Consider the following 15579-nt stretch of genomic DNA (forward strand, 5'->3'; position numbering starts at 1 on the left):
ACGCCGCCTCGGAAGACTCACGCCCATCGAGTTCGAGATAATCAACACACCGGCCGCTCACGCGGCCTGAAAACCCAAACAAGACGAGTCAACCAGATCGTCAGCAGTCCCCTGAGCTTCCCGGTCCTCATGACCGGTGCTTCATGTCAGCACCCCGGCCGCAACAAGTACGGGCCCCTCCGCGCAGTGAAGCAGCACTGCAAGGTCTTCGACCGCAACACGCGGTATCGCCTCATGGGCGACCAGGCCTACAACTATCACGACGTCGAGAATTTCCAGAACGAGATTCGTAAGCTCGGGTTCCGCGGCGTCTGGAACTTCGGCAGCCGCGACCAGAAGCGCTCAGGGATTCATGGATACATCGAGGATGCCGTCGCCGCGGACGGGTACCTCTACCTCAAGTGGACACCGAAGGACGCGCTGACCGCGACCACCGACTACGAGAATCGTCGCATCACGAAGGAGACGTTCAAGGCGCTCATCAGTGCTCGACGCCAGTACGCGCTCACCCCGCACGGACGCGCAGATGAGGATGGTTTCCAGCGCTGGACCTATCCGTCGCCGAAGGGACTCATGCTGTTCGATCCGGCGACGGGCGAGAAGCTGAAGCGCACGCCGACGCTCAGCAAGGGCTCCCTCACCATCGGGCCCGACAGTCCGGGGAGTCTGCGCATCATCAAGCACCTGTCCGCGGTGCAGTATTACACCGAGGAATGGCATGCCTGGTTCGGGCTCCGCAACCGCGTTGAGGAGAACAACGACTGGTTCAAGAGTGACGAGGCCACCGACATCGGCAACCCGAAGAAGCGACGGGCTCGCGGATACGCGTACAACTTCCTCGTCGCAGGCACCGCGGCAGCAGTGAGCAACATGCGCCGCATCGTCAACCACCTCGAGGCCGAAGCCCTCGAAGTCGTCGACCGTCCCACCCTCCGCGCGCGCCGACGACTCGACATCGACGGCAACCGACTCGAGCACGCCATCGCGGCCTGACCCACGAAGCTGGGGGTGCTCATGCTGAGCTCGCGCAGCTGACCTCTGGCAGGTAGCGCGTCCACGCATGGAAGAGCCCCGACTCGTGAGAGTCGGGGCCCACGCGCTGTTGCTACAGAGGGATCGACGCACCGAATGCGTCGAGCTCAGCGGCACCTGTCTCCAGGATCACGGACAACTTCTCGACTCACTGCCTGGAGATCTGGTCTGCGCGCATGGTGCCCGCAGAGCGACTCTGGCATGTTGTGTCCCGCGGTCGGCACTCGGCTGTCCGCCACTCACCCAGGGGGGTAAATATGCGAAAGACAACCAAGTTCCTGTCGGTTACCGCGGTTGCTGCCGCGCTCATCTTCGGATCGGTCGTGCCGGCATCTGCCGATGCGACAGAAGCGTACGTCGGCGACTGCGGTGGGCCCACCGCACCTACGAACAAGTTCAAGATCAACAGCTACGGCGATTCTGCCTGGCTCACCTCGAAGAACGGCTCTTACCTCACGAGCATCCAGTACGCGCCGAATACGGGCGTGTACCACACGGCAGGCCGCAAGACGAAGTCGTACAGCTACGTCTCGTACGGCGCCGGGAAGACGTTCCAGTACTTCACCCGCGCCTGCCTGTAACCGGAGGTGGCGGTCGTGAAAGGAAACCTCTGGCCTGTGGCCGCGGCACTCATCGTCTTGCTCCCTCTCGCAGGGTGCAGCGCCTCTGAGGAGTCAATCGACGCGATGCCGAAGCCACCTGTCATGCAGTCCGCAGAGAGAGATGGCCAACTTCAGGCTGCCCAGGAACAGGCTGAGGGACTCTTTCACGACCGCTTCCCCGACCAGCCCGTGCCGGAGGCGAGCCTGATTCGTGCGGTAGCCCCAAGCGAATGGTCCGAGACGACAGCCACGTGCATGACCGAGGCAGGGTTTGAAAGCCACGTGAAGTCGGGGTATGTGGAAACCGCCTCGTTTCCCGCAGAGCAGGAGCTAGCGCAAGCAATTGCTGTCTACCAGTGCCGCGTGTCCTACCCCATCGATCCCGCGTACCAGCAGCCGTACACCGCAGAAGAAGCCACGTACCTGTACCGCTATCTCGTGGACACCGTTGTCCCGTGCCTCGACGGCGAGGGATACACGGTGCCTGACGTGCCGAGTGAAGGTACGTTCGAAGATCAACTCAACTCCGGCCAGGAGTGGAATCCGTTCGACTCGCTGGATCCTGGCTCCGAGGAGAAGTACATGGCATTGATGGCGGCCTGCCCGGCCAAGCCTGCAGGATTCCGCGGAAACTGAGTCGCCCAAAGGAGGAACACCATGACACCGACGCTGCGCCTCGACAGGGTGGGCGTTCGTCGGCGCGGACGGGTCATCCTGAATGACGTCTCCATGGAGTGCCAGCGGGGCACAGTCACATCGATCCACGGCGCGAACGGGGCCGGGAAGTCGACACTTCTGGGTGTGGCGACCGGATTGATGGAGCCAAGCTGGGGGACCGTGCAGAATCGAAGCACCAGCGCCTCCTACCTGCCAGAGCGGTTCAATCCTCCATCCGGCATGAACGTTGCCACTTACATGAAGTGGGTCGCTGGTACCCGGGGGCTCCAGCGCCGCGCTCGCGACCGGGCTGTCTCGACAGCATTGAATTCATTGGGCTTCACGGGCCCGTGGGGACCGTTGCGACTGCTGTCGAAGGGGAATCTGCAGCGGGTCGGGATTGCCAGCGCTCTCATCGGAGCAACCGGGCTCATCGTGCTCGACGAACCGTTCACCGGGATTGATGCCGCAGGTACCGATCTTGCCACGCGAGCGATAGATGAGGCCCGTGCCATGGGGAGCACCCTGCTCGTCGTTCACCATGGTGCAGTCCCCTTTGCCGCTTCGCAGTCCCTCTGGCTCGAGGAAGGGAAGCTCACGCCTCGGGCACCTACCCGTTACGTCATTCACGCGTTGACCAACGATTCCCTGCCGGCGCTTCCTGACACGACGATGGTCATGCCCGCCTCGATGGGGCACGCCGTCATCAATTCAGCTTCTGACACAGTTGAAGCCACGCTCCGAGCAATTCTCAGCGCTGGGTGGGTCGTGGAAGGAGTGGAGCGGGAGTGAGGTCTACTCGTTATGTTCTGCGCCGGAATGTTGTCCGGCTGACGTGGCTCGGGCCCGCAGCGGGGTACCTCATCGTGGTGGTCGCGCTTATGCCGTACTCGGCGCCACTGCCGAGTATGTTGCCGATCCTTGGGATCGGATCCCTCTTCGTCGGCGCCTGGGTGTCGGTGACGACTATTGACGGCGATGACCCCAGCCAGAAGAGTGTGGTTGCGCTCGCGAGCGGAGGACGCGTCCGAGCTCGAGCGGGTGAGGCCTTGGCATCCTTCCTTTTCGTGACCGGATTGTCCGTCCTCGGATTGACGGCCGCGTTCGTCCGCGCGTCGCCTGCGCCGACTCCTGATGCGATAGTGCCTCAAGTCTCCGGCTGCCTCCTGGCTCTCACTTCGTCTGCGCTCGTCGGTGTCGCTCTCGGTTACCTGGGTGCCTGGCCAGTCCTTCAGCGCACCCCACTCACGCTGGGCGTCGTGTTCCTGGCCGCGGTCGCGCTCATCATCGTGCCGATGTCCCCGATGAACACACTGTTGAGGCGAGTGGACGACCATGTCGACCTTCTCGGAGTGGTTGCAGCGTCGGCCGGCATGCTCTTGATCGCCGCCGCGTGCTTCGGCGTTGGCAGCCTCCTCGTCGTGCGTCGGTGGCGACTCACCTCACCTAGTTGACGCCGGCGCCCTTACCGCGAGCACAGGAGCGTGTCGGAAGCGGCCGCCGGAATAACGGGAAACGACGTCTCCTACGGCCGACAACACCATGCGAACTACCATCCTCAGTTTCCGCCTTCGACTCTTTCCTCGACGCGGAAACAGGGTTGTCGATCTGCGAGTTCGAGACAAGTTCACTCTGCGGGACGATATCGAGCGGCCGCCCGACGATCCGTGGGTTTCTTGGCGATCCGCTCCGTTCGCTTCTCCTGTCGGGCCTGGGACCGAGGGGTACACACTGCGCTGGTGCAATCAGCCTGGTGGTCTACGTCGGAAGATGATGGACAGCACCTTCCGTGCGTTCTTCCCCCGTGGGCCTGTACCGAGAACCGCCACCCACATGATGGGCATGATGACGACGAGAGCGAGCAGCGACAACGGTCCGCTTGCCTCAGTGAGCAATGGGGCGATGTCGAACATCGCGTCTCCCAACTAGTGCGGAGCCCAGGACAAGGCACTGATGGTTGACGGGGATGCTAACGAAAGTTCGAGCGTGGCTGATGAGATCGACGACAAGTCGGGCCTCCGAGAGCCTGCCTGGGGACTCGAGGTATCCGTCTCGTTCGTTCTCGCCACTTCGCGTCCAGCGCGCCTGGCGCTTTCCGCGACACCGGCCGGGTTCCCGCCCGCTGCCGGTGTCCTGCCACCGCCGTGACGAATCGCCTACGGTGGTGTGTCGAAGGGCGAATCGCCCATCGACTATTGTTCCGCGCCGGCCTCTAGCCTTTGCGGATTCGCTCCCGGCCTCTAGCCGGTCGCGTCAAACTGTGCGGACTCAATCCGCCCATGTTCCCTTTCGGACTCCACCCGTGTGGGAGGAGTGTTCTCATCCACCTGGGACAGGAACGTCCCCCACAAAGTAGCACACACATACGCATCTGGTGTGCCGCCCACTTCGCACCATGCGAACCTAAGTTCGTGAACATGTGACGAACTACAGGATCTGAGACAACCATCGCGCGCCCCTGTCTGAGGCGGAGTTAACCTCGGCCGACGTCGGTGCGACCTCCGACACCCAAGCCTGCGGATGCACCGTGTAGCTGCGCGCTATTACCTGGACGACACGAAGCTCGAGATCCTGGAAGCGGATCAGAAGTGGCTCGACAATCGTGGCCTCATCACGCGCATCGGGCTCATCTGCCTGGCCGCGAGCATCGCCGTAGGGCTGGCCGGGTCCATCGCCGCATTCCCCCTAGAGGTCCCGCCGGCTCCGACCCCGACCCCCTAGGACGATTGCGTCTTTCGTGTCGATGGGTTCAGTCCGCGGCGAAAGCGCCCGCTCGTCATGTCCGAGGCTCCCGCTACCGTTCGAGAAACACACGAGGGAGGCGCGATGCACGTAGGGCATTCATCACTAACCGAAGACGATCAGGCACTGGTTGCCGACCTTCACGACTGGCTGACCGGCAACCGGCAGGTGGAAGGCCTGTTGAACGACTACGTGTTCCGCGGCAACGTGCCCCCGTGGTACTCCGAGCTCCTCTCCAACCTCACTCTGCTCTGCGGTGGCGACATGGTCGAGGCTGCATTCGTCGATGTGGACGTGGACACGTACATGGTCATTGTCCGGGTGGTGACGACACATCGGATCGTTGAGGCACGGGCCACGGGGCGTCGAGAAGCCCGGGACCTCGAGTGCCGTGCCGTCTCCCGTCGCGGCGTCAGCGAGATTCGCACAGAGGAGCCATTCGGTCTTGTCGACCGTGACGAACGACGCACCTGGCCCGGTGTCTTCGTGCTGACCGTCACCGTCGAAGGCTTCGATGAACCGTTGCGCCTTGCGCCTAGCAACCAGTCGAGCTTCGGAGCCCGCCAGCCTGACATGAACGCTCTGACACGCTCATTCCTTACCAACCTCGACGGGTAGAGACGGAGTGCGATAGGGCGAGGCCCCTCTTCGGCATCAGGGAACGCGGAGTTCTCGGATTGGTTCACGGCGGCTCGCAATCGTGGCTGGCACAAGCGCAGCGAGAAGTGCGGTGATTAGCGTGAGGATGCCGAGCGCCGCGGTGAACGCAAGCCCGGGCCATGGATCCCCGGAGGCGAATAGCATCACCCCGGAGAGCACTGACCCCACGAGGATCCCGGTGAGTGCGAGCATCCCCGTCTGAGCGAGCAGGAGACCGATGATGAGGCCGCGGGTGGCACCGAGGGCCCTACGCCGTCCGAAGTCCTTCCTTCGCATCATGACGAGGCTGTACAGGAGGACGGCGACGAGCATTCCAGTCAGCCCGAGAAGCGCGACGACCAGTCCCCGCGAGAATGATCCCAGTTGCCCTTCAATGAGCCCGCGAAGATGCGCGAGGGCTTCGCTGGTCTGAACGGTGATCTTCGTCGGGTCATCGGCGCCGAGGACAGAGACAACTGCGTCGCTGACCGGAGCCACCAACTGTGGAGAGTCGGCGATGACGATCACGACGCTCAGCACCTCATCACCCGAGGGCGTCGGTTGAGGAACAAAGACGGCCGGTTCGAGCCCCCGGAGGAAGTCGGGCACGTCGAGGATTCCCGCCACGCCGTAGGCGGCCCCGTTCGTGAGCGCCACCCCGCCGACACCATCGGGCATTCCGAGTTGCTCGAGTGCGGCCGCGGAGACCCACGCGGTCGACCCTGGAACCGCGATCCTGGACGGAACACCGAGACGCTCAAACTGAGACCCGAAGGCAAGACGCACCGGGACCTTGACGCCGTCGGGCACGGCCGAGTTCGTCGCGTCCACCGCCTGGGAGAACCCCGCCGCCCACTCGATGCCTTCGATGCCAGCGAGACGATCCATGACGCTGCTCGTGACGCCCGCACCCGCCTCGGCACGCACCGTGATGGAGCGGGTGCCTGCTGAGTCAATGGAACCGAGAACCTGCTGCTCCGCGCCCACTGTACGACCAGTGGTGAGCATCACGGTCAGGATCGTGCCGACGACCATGAGCACCGTGACAGCAGACGCTACCGGTTGTGAGCGCGCGGATGCGGCCCCCTCTCTGACTACGGCCCACATCAGAGGCGAATCTCCGCGTCGCTGGCTGCCGCGACACTTGGCGAATGGGTGACGACGATGACGGCATTGCCCGCGTGCGCGTGCCCTCTGAGCGCCTCGACAACGAGTTCACTGGTCGTCGGATCAAGGTTGCCGGTTGGTTCGTCGGCGAGTAGCACTCGTGGCGCGTTCAGAAGCGCCCGGCACAGTGCGATTCGTTGAGCCTGCCCGCCGGACACCTGGCCGGGTTTACGGTTCGGCGGGAGGTCGACCCCGAAGCGTTCCAGCAGATCTCGCGCTCTTCTCTCAGCGGCAGCGCGTGACTCGCGCCGGTAAAGAGCCGTCTCCGTGACGTTGTCGAGGATGCTCCGCGTCGCGTCCAGCGCGGCGTCTTGGAACACAAAGCCGAACTGCTGCGCGCGAAGGCGTGCTCGAGGAGCGTCCCGAGCGCTTGCAGCATCTTCGCCGTTGACGATGACCTGCCCAGCCGACGGGCGGAGCATCAATCCCAGTAAGTAGAGCAGCGTGGACTTCCCCCGTCCGGACGGCCCGGTGATGGCGGTCATGCTACCGGCAGAGAACTGCGCCGACCATCTATTCAGGACCAGCGAGCCGGGCACGTAACCGAAGTCGACGTTCCGCGCCTCTAATGGCACTCTCAGGTCCGTCATCAGCCTGACTCTTCCGTTGCCGGCACGCGCACCCGCAGACCCTCCGGCGCGCCCGTGATCACCGACATGCCTTTGGCTGAGGCTACGACCTCGACAGGCACTCTGTTGTCGTCGCTGTCGATCACGGCCGTGTCATTGGTCGCAGTCGTGACCAGCGCTGCGGACGGCACAACGAGCCCGTCGACCTGCTCGACGGTGACAATCTTGGATGGGAGCGTGGCCTGCCCCGATATGGGCACCTGACCACAGGAATCACCGCACAGCACCGCCCCCTCGGCTCCCGCCACGGCGATGGTCACTGTGCCGTCGTCCGCGTTCCTCTTCTGCTCTCCTGCAACGCCCGGCCACACCTGACCGTCCGGTGCCGTGACCTCGACGGAGCCTCCTGCCGGAATCATCGCTGCCTGCGCGTCCGTCACGGGGATCCAGAATGCGGGCGCCGGAGCCAAGCCGAGAATTGCTGACTCTCCACCAGAGAGGGTCAGCCCTCTCGCGATGAGCTCTGGATCGAAAGCCACACGCGACGGGAGCTGGGGAAGGAAGACAACATCTCCGAGAGCAACCACACCAGTCTTGTCCACGCCCAGCGACCCCTGCCACGACGTGATGGCCGTGACTGTTCCTCTCCCCGCCTTGCCGTCGATGGCGCCACCGTAAAGGCCCAGGGATGCAAGCATCTGCTGCAGTTGGCTGACATCCGCACCGGTAGCCTCCGCACCGATATCTCGGAACATCGGCACCTCGCCTTGTGCTGCGACCACGGGCCGGAGCCCGACTGTGTACAGGGTCGCCCCCTGAGCAACCTCAGCGCCCGTCTCGACGGTCATCTCAGTCACGATGCCCGTCGCCTGATTGGCGGCGACAGGGACCTGACTCCATGCAGCGACAGTGTTCAACGCGATGGAGGTACCGACTGACCCTGCCGTCACCTCGACGTAGGTGTGCTCCGTTGAAGCGAGCGGGTCATCCGTCGGGCGCAGGACCGCCAGCGCTGCCCATGCGCCTGCTGCGCCCAACGCCAGGATCGTGACGCCGGCCACTACTAGCCAGGGCCAGCGGTGCACTCGTCCCTCTATTGCCACGGCAGCTGCCCTCCACTCGCGTCGGCTCTAAGCGAGCGTATGAGCCGAACGCGGCTGTTCCCCAAGTGACGCTAGGTCCTGGCGCGAATCCTGTAGTCGTGGCCTAAGGAGGGGGCGACGAGCAGGCGACACCCCCTCGTTCACAGCCGTCACTCCGATTCGAAATGTCGGTGGCTGCCCTTTGCACTTCAGTCCGCACTATGCCGAACGCAGATCAGGGCAGGACGAACCCAAACAGGAGCACTGCAACACCGGCGCTCGCTGCGACGATGGCGACCAAGGTGGCAATCATCGACGTTTGCAACCACCAGATGCTCTTGCGGACCTCAGCCCGTTCCCACGCCTTGACCTTGTTCAAGCTGAGCGATTGAATCTTCGGCCAGCCGAAGGATGCCCGAAGGCTCCCGCCGACCGCGACGAGCGTCGCGACGAGAGCTGCCAGAACAACCCAGCCGCCCTGTATCCGCTGAGATTCGCTGGCCGTGGCCAAGACCTCCGGGGACGTCAGCAGCGACGCCGCGGCGACAGCAGCCCCGGAGAGCCCCAAACCGTTACGCCACTTCTCGGCAGCCTTGCGCACAACAGGCAACTGGTTCGCCTGCATTGCCTTGACGCGTTCATGGGTCGCAATCTGTTCCGTCGTGGGGCGGCGGATCGCGGTCACCTTGTACGTGCTGCCGGTCATGATGCCTCCAACTCGAGTGTCCACATCTGGCCGCAGCCGGGAACTCCAGCCGGGCGGCCCGAGTGCGCGGCGGAGCAGGTGCACTCGATCATCAGTACCTCCGATGACTCGGACTGGGCGACGAGGTCCGATGTGTCGCTCGGGACACCTTCGCGTTCGATCTCGAACTTCACCTCCCCCGCGCAGTACGGGCATGGTCCTTCGACCACCCAGGTCTTGCCTCCGTGGCCCTCTTTCACGGTGAACGCGAGGTACAGCTCGTCGTGGAAAGGCGCTGAGGGGTCTTGGCCCCACGCCGAGGCAATGTGCGGCATCATGAGCGGCCCCGCTCTCGCTGTCGGCCCTGCTGGCGCAGCTGCGCTTCTGCTGCCGCATGAAGATCCAGTTGAGGACGCCCGTGAGCGAGTAGCTCCACAGCGATTGCGTAGTCCTGGATCGGCGTATCCTTCTTCTGCGATTCGGTCCACGGGCTCGAGGAATGGGTGAGTACGAGGAAGTAGTTGTGGTCATCCGGGTCCCAGCCGCCCTGCCGGCGAATGCTCCGGCACATGACGGTGTCCAGGTTCACAGAGTTCGAGCCCGGCAGGAGGTTGATGGCGTTGCGGCCATCAGGCAGGTCGAATGCTGTCGCGCCGGCCGCTCGTTCCTTGACCGTCGGCTGTTGACGGAAGATCTGTGTGATCTCTTCGAGTGTGTGATTTCGATACAGCTGTACCTTGATGCGGCCGGAAATGTAGTCCCGGCGGCTGCGGCGCACCGCGGGATCGAAGGCGAGTGCCACGCGAAGCTCGCGGTCGAAGGTCTCCTTCGCGAACTCCTCCGGGATGGGGACAGAAATCACCTGGTAGGTGTCGCGTTCGATTTCGCCGTCGTGAACGAAGATCGCGCGGGGACCGTCGCTTTCGAGCACCTGAGAGGCGTCGGGTACCCCGTACGCGCTGTGGATGATGGCGGGCATGGGGTCAGGCGGCAATGCGGACAGCGCGGTGAGCGCCCGCAGGCGGTTCGCGCTGGCGTCCGGATAGCGCCTGGCGATCTTCGCCACCTCATGTGCGACGAATGGAGCCGCAAAGCTCGTACCGGCGACAGCGCTGAACAGTCGCCCGCCGGGTTGGGCGGTGAGGGTCGTCGTAGCGATGTTCGCGTCTTTGGTAAGCAGCACACCAGTGGCCTGATCCCAGGACCAGCTTCCGCCGTGACCGCTGAACTCCGGCTTGTGGCGACCGGTGACCGTGGGGCCAGTGCGGGAGAACGGAGCGGGCTGGCCGATGTCAGCGATGCGCACAGCACCCCGGGACGCAGTCGTGTCGGGGGCGTCAGAGTGTGCGACAGACCCGACGGTCAGCGCCAGCGCGGCCGCGCCCGGGGACGCGATTCGAGCGGAAGGGTCGTGGAGATACGTCGGGTAGTCAGTCTTCCAGTGCGTGCCATCGGGAAGCGCAGTGAGGTTCCCGGCGCTCAGGACCACGACGAGGTTGAGCTCTGGCGACTGGGACGCGTCAGCGAAGACGTCCTACGAGCGCGCTCGCGCGGTTGCCGTGACAACGTACTCCGCAATCTTCAACACCTCGCCCAAGCTCATCGACGCGGACGTCATCGTGTTCGACGACGCTCACGCCGGTGAGCAGTACGTGTCCCACGCGTACACCGTGGAGGTGTCCCGGGCGAAGCACAACGACATCTACACGGCGGTCCTCGAAGCCGTCCGCTCGACCCTGTCCCCGGATCGCTACAGCCAGCTCATCATGAACAACCCGGGTTCCGGCACCCGGGAACTCGTCGATGCCCTGTTCCTCGCGCAGCACGAGGACTGGATCGAGCCTCTCAGCAACGCCCTGAACCTGTTCGGGAAGAAGGACGACAGCGCAGCCCGGAGCGCCATGTTCGCCCACAGGGCCATCGACGGCCACCTGTCCTCGTGCACTCTGTACCTGGCGTGGAACAGGATGGAGATCCGGCCGGCGACACCGCCGACGTTCGAGAACAGCTTGTTCACGAACGCGAACCAGCGCATCTATCTGTCCGCGACCATGGGCGCGGCCGGTGAGCTGGAGCGTGCATTCGGCCGGCCGTCTATCAAGAAGCTGTCCCTCCCGCCCGAGGCGCCAACGCCACGATCCGGGCGACGTTTCCTCGTCTTTCCGCATCTTGTCGACGGCGTGGACCCGGAGGCGTTCACCAAGGAACTGCTGGCGAAGATGGGCAAGGCTGTGATCATCGCCCCCAGCGACCATGAGGCTGAAAAGGCAGAGGAGGTTCTCGTCCCTGACGGGTGGAGCGTGTTCCACAAGGGGGACGTGGAGGAGAGCTTCGATGCGTTCGCATCCGCCACCGAAGCCGCCGTGGTCCTCGCCAACCGGTACGACGGCATCGACCTGCCTGGTGACGCCTGCCGAGCGGTGAGCCTGTACGGCTTCCCCGGCACCACGAACCTGCAGGAACGCTTCTACAAGTCCCGTGCCCGTTCCAGCTCGGTCACGGACGAGCGAGTGCGCAGCCGCGTCGTGCAGGGGATCGGCCGTTGTACCCGACACCGCAGCGACTGGGCTCTCGTCGTCATCGCTGACTCGGAGACGACCACCTACCTGTCTCGCCCCGAAGTGACGCGCGCGTTCCCTCCGGAGCTGCAGGCAGAAGTGCTCTTCGGCCTCGAACAGTCGGAGACAACGCCCGCCGAAGTTCTCGAGAACATTGACGCATTCCTCGAACAGGGCACCAATTGGCGAGACAACGCCGAGAAAGACATCACCACCAACCTCACCTCCGTTCAACAGGTTGTGCCAGCGGCCGCTGACGCCCTGGCCAGCGCTGCACGCTATGAGGTGGAATCGCTGGAAAGCCAGTGGCACGAGGACTGGAAGACCGCGGCCGACAAACTGCACGAAGCCGCGACCGCGCTCGGTAGTGCCCAGGACGCTCGCGGCTACCGGGCGACGCTGCTGTTCCGGGCGGCCGTGCTCATGGACAAGGCCGGCAGGCTGAGGGAGGACCCCGCATTGGCGAGAGCCGCCGACACCCTCGCAGACCAGGCAGTCCGGGCAGCGACCCCTGCCACCTGGATGAACTCGTATCTGCCTTTCGCCGGGAGGACCGCGATGGCGGCGAGCCCGGCGTTCACCAGCGCCGTAGTGAGGCTGTCGGCGTACATCGGCGATGTCGGCACTCCTGCCCGGCTGTCGCAGATCATCTCCGAAACCATCTCCGGCCTCGGCGCCATCGACCACGGCACGTATGAGCCGGCGCTGAGCGCTCTCGGAAAGCTCGTCGGCGCAGACGCCACCAAACCGACCGGTGATGCCCGAACTGACTCGCAATGGTGCTGGGATGACCACCTCTGGCTCAGCCTCGAAGCGAAGAGCGAGCACGTGCCGGAGGGACTCATCGGTGCGGAGGATGTGCGGCAGGTCAACGGACATCTGGGGCTTGTGGCCCACGACCGCGGCGTTGCAGCGGTCCCCACGGGAAGCGCCGCGGTGATGATCTCACCGCGCACTCTCGTGAACCGGACAGCCATGGCTCTCGCCGAGCCGGGCACGTGGCGAGTCACTCCTGCGGACGTTCTCGCGCTGGCCGTCGACGTGCAGCGTCTGTGGTCTCACCTTCAGACGCTGCGAACGATGGATGTCAAAGCGCGGCGCGCGCCGGTCGCAGAAGCATTGAAGAATGCTCGGCTGACACCGGAGGACATCGTTGACCGCCTGACTCTGACGCCTCTGGGCGACGAGAACAGCGCCAGCGAATAGCCCCACCACCTGTGGCCCCGGCTGTCTCGCAGCCGGGGCCACACGTGTGCGTATCGAATATGGAACCAACCGGCGACTGCCGGACATTTCGAAGTATGGGGTCCACTGATCTAGTCGCTCTTCGAGAGCAGTGCTTCGCCCTCATCGAGGCGCACTTCAAGCGACCGGACGTCAATCCGGTCTGGCTCGCCCAGGAGCTGTACGTGTCCCGAAGGCAACTGGACCGGGCATTCGCGGGTGGTCCCGGAGTCGCGGAGATCCTGGGACGCCGACGACTGAAACAGGTGGTGATCATGGCCGCCCGAAACCCCACGGTGGCGATGTCGGTCATCGCCGTCCATTGCGGCTACAGCACGTACGAGTCGTTCCGTTCACAGTGCCACCGGTACCTGCACAGGACCCCTCGTCAGGCGCGCCGCGACCTCAGCGTCACCCTCGCCGCCTGAACCGTGCTTCTCACACGCGTCATAGACTCGATGAAGGTCTGGATGTCGACCGGAGTGCGTGAGGTGAGATCGTGTCGGAACCGGGTAGATCCACGGACGGCGAGCTCCTCTTCCGACTATCCCGCGGTGACGAGCCGGCGTATCGGCTACTACACGACCGCCATCAGGCGCCGGTGTTTCGGATGTCGCTCGTGCTGATGCAATCCACGTGGGATGCCGAGGAGGTCGCCGCCACCGCATTCTTCGAACTCTGGCGCAAACGCGACAAGGTCCGCGTTGTGGACGGCTCAGTACTGCCGTGGTTGCTCGCGACGACGTCTTTCGCCGCCAAGAACAGTCAGAGAAGTCGCCGCCGGTACCAACGCCTGCTTCATCGGATCCCCCACGACAACCACGTGCCCGACCATGCCGACGAGGTCGCACAGGCGATGGATTCCCTGAAGATCTCGCAGAGCGTGCGCGACGCGCTCCTGCAGCTGAACAACCGCGAAGCGAGCGTCGTGATCCTCTGCGTCATCCAGGAGATGCCGCTTGCAGACGCCGCCGTCGTCCTCGGCGTGCCTGAAGGAACAGTGAAATCACGGCTATCTCGAGTGAAGACCCGCCTGCGGGGAGCGCTGGAGCAGTACGCTCCGACATCAGAGGAGGCCCGCGCGTGACAGACCGCATGCCGCATCATCGCGAAGTCCAAGATCTGCTCATCGAGCAGATGCGCCGCGACCTTACCCGCCCGAAATGGTGGAAGACCATCTGGGGCCGTGCCGCCATCGCCGGCGGTGTCCTCGCTGTCGCCGGCACAGGTGTCGCCGCTGTGGTTCTGCTCAAGGAGAAGCCCGTGAGCGAGACCAGCGTCGTCCACTGTCTCGAAGGTCCGTACCGCAACTCCGACGGCACGCTGTCTGGTGCAGCAGCGAGCATCGCCACACCACACGGCGTTGTAGCCATCACGGATGCTGAGGCCGTCTGTGTGCAGATGTGGGAAGGGGGCGCCTTCGAAGACCACGACCCGTTGGTCGCAACACCTTCCCCCGCAATCGCGCCCACGGAGTTCACCACGTGCGTCACCGACGAAGGCGAAGCCGCGGTCGTGCCCGGGGTCATCGAGTGCTCAGTGCTGAGACTGCATCCGTTCCAGAGCTGACATCATCCCCATGTTCCGGTGGGGCGATACACGATGGACGATGTCTTCGCGGCGAAGGATCCGAGGGTGGCGCAGTACGGCGTGCAGTTCAGCAGTGTGCCGGTATAGCTCGTTCCGTCGTATTGCGTCGACCAGCAGTTGTTGAGGCCCTCAGCGGAGCGAACGTTGTTGTTCCATGTCGATGCGATGGTCGGGAAACCGAACGAGACGCCGTAGCACCCGGTGCCGGAGCCGTAATGGATGAGTACGGTGCCTGAGCGTGATGTGCCCGTCCACGCTTTCCCGACGATGACTGTCGCAGCTGCCGCGCGTGAAGCGAGATTCGTCTCACCGACCTGCTCGAGGTCGCCGGGCGCACCGTCTTCGATGAACTGTTCGGCTTCCTCGACAGAGGCGAAGCAGGAGATCACCGTCGGGGTCTCCTCAGGCATCGGAGTGCCTTCTGGGACAGCGACGCCGGCGACGGTGCAGGCAGCTGGTTCAGCGGCTGCGAGGGCAGAAGTGGGGGTGGCGAAAGCAAACGTTGCGATGACTGCAGCGGTCGCGAACCATGGGCGTAGGGACACGGGAAGCTCCTCCGATAGGGGTTGGATTCGCTTCGGTATGTCCAACCCGTGTTCGGGGGTTCCGGCGTGACCGGAGGGTTCTGCTGTGGTGCCGCGGAATTACGCGGGAGCGTCAGATAAACCTGGCGGGATTCCTGCATTCCAGGTGGGGACGGAGACACAGAGTTTGAGACAGCTCTTCATGTGTTCACGCGGGGTCGCCAATCCTGCTGCTCGTCGCATGTCACGATGACGTGGCAGCGTCACTCGAATCGGCGGTGCCACTCTGCGATGGCGTCGAAGGTGTAGTAGACGACGCCTTCGAAGAGGATTGCGCTCGGGGCACACCCGCTCCAGCGAAGAAGACGCAGACGCGCTCGGCTGATCCCGAGATCGTCAGCGAGCATCCACTCCGTGCGTGCGTTCTCCGCGAGGCGCAGACGCTGTGCCGAAGGATCACGGACGACATAAGCGTTCGAGTTGAGCAAGTGAGACATGGGACTCCGAT

The 15579-nt window shown here is 64.1% G+C and carries 18 protein-coding genes and 1 pseudogene; 11 read left to right on the plus strand and 8 right to left on the minus strand.

Annotated features, from left to right (window positions below; all coding sequences use genetic code 11):
- Positions 1 to 129 precede the first annotated feature (129 nt).
- The 7 genes from ACIOU8_RS14200 (at position 130) to ACIOU8_RS14230 (ending at position 5651) form a co-directional block, all read left to right on the plus strand.
- Positions 130 to 993 (plus strand): hypothetical protein, encoded by an 864-nt coding sequence (locus ACIOU8_RS14200; RefSeq protein WP_400790714.1) that lies wholly within the window; start codon positions 130 to 132, stop codon positions 991 to 993.
- Between the two features lie 296 nt (positions 994 to 1289).
- Positions 1290 to 1613 (plus strand): hypothetical protein, encoded by a 324-nt coding sequence (locus ACIOU8_RS14205; RefSeq protein WP_400790717.1) that lies wholly within the window; start codon positions 1290 to 1292, stop codon positions 1611 to 1613.
- Between the two features lie 123 nt (positions 1614 to 1736).
- Positions 1737 to 2270: a hypothetical protein gene (locus tag ACIOU8_RS14210; RefSeq protein WP_400790720.1), complete on the plus strand. Its 534-nt coding sequence runs from the start codon at positions 1737 to 1739 to the stop codon at positions 2268 to 2270.
- A 21-nt stretch (positions 2271 to 2291) separates the two neighbouring features.
- On the plus strand, positions 2292 to 3083 hold the full coding sequence (locus tag ACIOU8_RS14215; protein WP_400790723.1) for an ATP-binding cassette domain-containing protein: 792 nt from the start codon (positions 2292 to 2294) through the stop codon (positions 3081 to 3083).
- A 116-nt stretch (positions 3084 to 3199) separates the two neighbouring features.
- Positions 3200 to 3745 (plus strand): hypothetical protein, encoded by a 546-nt coding sequence (locus ACIOU8_RS14220; protein WP_400790726.1) that lies wholly within the window; start codon positions 3200 to 3202, stop codon positions 3743 to 3745.
- A 1066-nt stretch (positions 3746 to 4811) separates the two neighbouring features.
- A complete protein-coding gene (locus ACIOU8_RS14225) occupies positions 4812 to 5012 on the plus strand; it encodes a hypothetical protein (protein ID WP_400790729.1) in 201 nt (66 codons plus the stop codon).
- A gap of 57 nt (positions 5013 to 5069) precedes the next feature.
- Entirely contained in the window at positions 5070 to 5651 is a 582-nt protein-coding gene (locus ACIOU8_RS14230) for a hypothetical protein (protein WP_400790732.1), read from the plus strand.
- A 36-nt stretch (positions 5652 to 5687) separates the two neighbouring features.
- On the opposite strand, the gene ACIOU8_RS14235 is transcribed toward ACIOU8_RS14230, so the two are convergent.
- From ACIOU8_RS14235 to ACIOU8_RS14260, 6 genes and pseudogenes are all read right to left on the minus strand, one after another.
- Positions 5688 to 6707 carry a lipoprotein ABC transporter permease gene (locus ACIOU8_RS14235; RefSeq protein WP_400791326.1) on the minus strand — a complete coding sequence of 340 codons (1020 nt, stop codon included), beginning with the start codon at positions 6705 to 6707 and terminating at the stop codon, positions 5688 to 5690.
- 71 nt (positions 6708 to 6778) lie between these two features.
- A complete protein-coding gene (locus ACIOU8_RS14240) occupies positions 6779 to 7429 on the minus strand; it encodes an ABC transporter ATP-binding protein (RefSeq protein WP_400790735.1) in 651 nt (216 codons plus the stop codon).
- Positions 7429 to 8493 carry a peptidoglycan-binding protein gene (locus ACIOU8_RS14245; RefSeq protein ID WP_400790738.1) on the minus strand — a complete coding sequence of 355 codons (1065 nt, stop codon included), beginning with the start codon at positions 8491 to 8493 and terminating at the stop codon, positions 7429 to 7431. The genes ACIOU8_RS14240 and ACIOU8_RS14245 overlap by 1 nt, the downstream gene beginning before the upstream one ends.
- Before the next feature lie 232 nt (positions 8494 to 8725).
- Positions 8726 to 9196, minus strand: coding sequence for a hypothetical protein (locus ACIOU8_RS14250; protein WP_400790740.1), 471 nt, complete (start codon positions 9194 to 9196; stop codon positions 8726 to 8728).
- Positions 9193 to 9513, minus strand: a complete 321-nt coding sequence (locus tag ACIOU8_RS14255; protein ID WP_400790743.1) for a hypothetical protein — start codon at positions 9511 to 9513, stop codon at positions 9193 to 9195. Before ACIOU8_RS14255 ends, ACIOU8_RS14250 begins: the two co-directional genes overlap by 4 nt.
- A pseudogene (locus tag ACIOU8_RS14260) lies at positions 9510 to 10667 on the minus strand (S8 family serine peptidase); the annotation flags it as partial. The gene ACIOU8_RS14255 and the pseudogene ACIOU8_RS14260, both read right to left, overlap by 4 nt.
- Before the next feature lie 67 nt (positions 10668 to 10734).
- Here ACIOU8_RS14260 and ACIOU8_RS14265 point away from each other — a divergent pair.
- The 4 genes from ACIOU8_RS14265 to ACIOU8_RS14280 all read left to right on the plus strand — a co-directional run bounded on the left by ACIOU8_RS14265 (position 10735) and on the right by ACIOU8_RS14280 (position 14526).
- The gene (locus tag ACIOU8_RS14265; protein ID WP_400790745.1) at positions 10735 to 12939 is read left to right on the plus strand and encodes a helicase C-terminal domain-containing protein; all 2205 of its coding nucleotides are present in this window, start codon (positions 10735 to 10737) and stop codon (positions 12937 to 12939) included.
- Between the two features lie 95 nt (positions 12940 to 13034).
- Complete coding sequence (locus tag ACIOU8_RS14270; protein ID WP_400790747.1) at positions 13035 to 13385, plus strand: helix-turn-helix domain-containing protein; 351 nt, start codon at positions 13035 to 13037, stop codon at positions 13383 to 13385.
- Between the two features lie 71 nt (positions 13386 to 13456).
- Positions 13457 to 14044 carry an RNA polymerase sigma factor gene (locus tag ACIOU8_RS14275; protein WP_400790749.1) on the plus strand — a complete coding sequence of 196 codons (588 nt, stop codon included), beginning with the start codon at positions 13457 to 13459 and terminating at the stop codon, positions 14042 to 14044.
- Entirely contained in the window at positions 14041 to 14526 is a 486-nt protein-coding gene (locus ACIOU8_RS14280) for a hypothetical protein (protein ID WP_400790752.1), read from the plus strand. The genes ACIOU8_RS14275 and ACIOU8_RS14280 overlap by 4 nt, the downstream gene beginning before the upstream one ends.
- A gap of 2 nt (positions 14527 to 14528) precedes the next feature.
- On the opposite strand, the gene ACIOU8_RS14285 is transcribed toward ACIOU8_RS14280, so the two are convergent.
- Together ACIOU8_RS14285 and ACIOU8_RS14290 are read right to left on the minus strand one after the other, a co-directional pair.
- Positions 14529 to 14957, minus strand: coding sequence for a hypothetical protein (locus tag ACIOU8_RS14285; RefSeq protein WP_400790754.1), 429 nt, complete (start codon positions 14955 to 14957; stop codon positions 14529 to 14531).
- 377 nt (positions 14958 to 15334) lie between these two features.
- Positions 15335 to 15568, minus strand: a complete 234-nt coding sequence (locus ACIOU8_RS14290; protein ID WP_400790757.1) for a hypothetical protein — start codon at positions 15566 to 15568, stop codon at positions 15335 to 15337.
- Positions 15569 to 15579 lie beyond the last annotated feature (11 nt).

This window comes from Microbacterium sp. NPDC087589 (assembly GCF_044743635.1).
GTDB lineage: Bacteria > Actinomycetota > Actinomycetes > Actinomycetales > Microbacteriaceae > Microbacterium.

What these genes read in the sequence shown, in the direction of transcription:
- ACIOU8_RS14205 (WP_400790717.1), top strand. Translation starts at nt 1,290, where the DNA reads ATGCGAAAGACAACCAAGTTCCTGTCGGTTACCGCGGTTGCTGCCGCG.
- ACIOU8_RS14210 (WP_400790720.1), top strand. Translation starts at nt 1,737, where the DNA reads ATGCAGTCCGCAGAGAGAGATGGCCAACTTCAGGCTGCCCAGGAACAG.
- ACIOU8_RS14240 (WP_400790735.1), bottom strand. Translation starts at nt 7,429, where the DNA reads ATGACGGACCTGAGAGTGCCATTAGAGGCGCGGAACGTCGACTTCGGT.
- ACIOU8_RS14225 (WP_400790729.1), top strand. Translation starts at nt 4,812, where the DNA reads ATGCACCGTGTAGCTGCGCGCTATTACCTGGACGACACGAAGCTCGAG.
- ACIOU8_RS14235 (WP_400791326.1), bottom strand. Translation starts at nt 6,707, where the DNA reads ATGGTCGTCGGCACGATCCTGACCGTGATGCTCACCACTGGTCGTACA.
- ACIOU8_RS14230 (WP_400790732.1), top strand. Translation starts at nt 5,070, where the DNA reads ATGTCCGAGGCTCCCGCTACCGTTCGAGAAACACACGAGGGAGGCGCG.
- ACIOU8_RS14200 (WP_400790714.1), top strand. Translation starts at nt 130, where the DNA reads ATGACCGGTGCTTCATGTCAGCACCCCGGCCGCAACAAGTACGGGCCC.
- ACIOU8_RS14270 (WP_400790747.1), top strand. Translation starts at nt 13,035, where the DNA reads ATGGGGTCCACTGATCTAGTCGCTCTTCGAGAGCAGTGCTTCGCCCTC.
- ACIOU8_RS14220 (WP_400790726.1), top strand. Translation starts at nt 3,200, where the DNA reads ATGTTGCCGATCCTTGGGATCGGATCCCTCTTCGTCGGCGCCTGGGTG.
- ACIOU8_RS14285 (WP_400790754.1), bottom strand. Translation starts at nt 14,957, where the DNA reads ATGCCTGAGGAGACCCCGACGGTGATCTCCTGCTTCGCCTCTGTCGAG.
- ACIOU8_RS14290 (WP_400790757.1), bottom strand. Translation starts at nt 15,568, where the DNA reads ATGTCTCACTTGCTCAACTCGAACGCTTATGTCGTCCGTGATCCTTCG.
- ACIOU8_RS14255 (WP_400790743.1), bottom strand. Translation starts at nt 9,513, where the DNA reads ATGATGCCGCACATTGCCTCGGCGTGGGGCCAAGACCCCTCAGCGCCT.
- ACIOU8_RS14250 (WP_400790740.1), bottom strand. Translation starts at nt 9,196, where the DNA reads ATGACCGGCAGCACGTACAAGGTGACCGCGATCCGCCGCCCCACGACG.
- ACIOU8_RS14215 (WP_400790723.1), top strand. Translation starts at nt 2,292, where the DNA reads ATGACACCGACGCTGCGCCTCGACAGGGTGGGCGTTCGTCGGCGCGGA.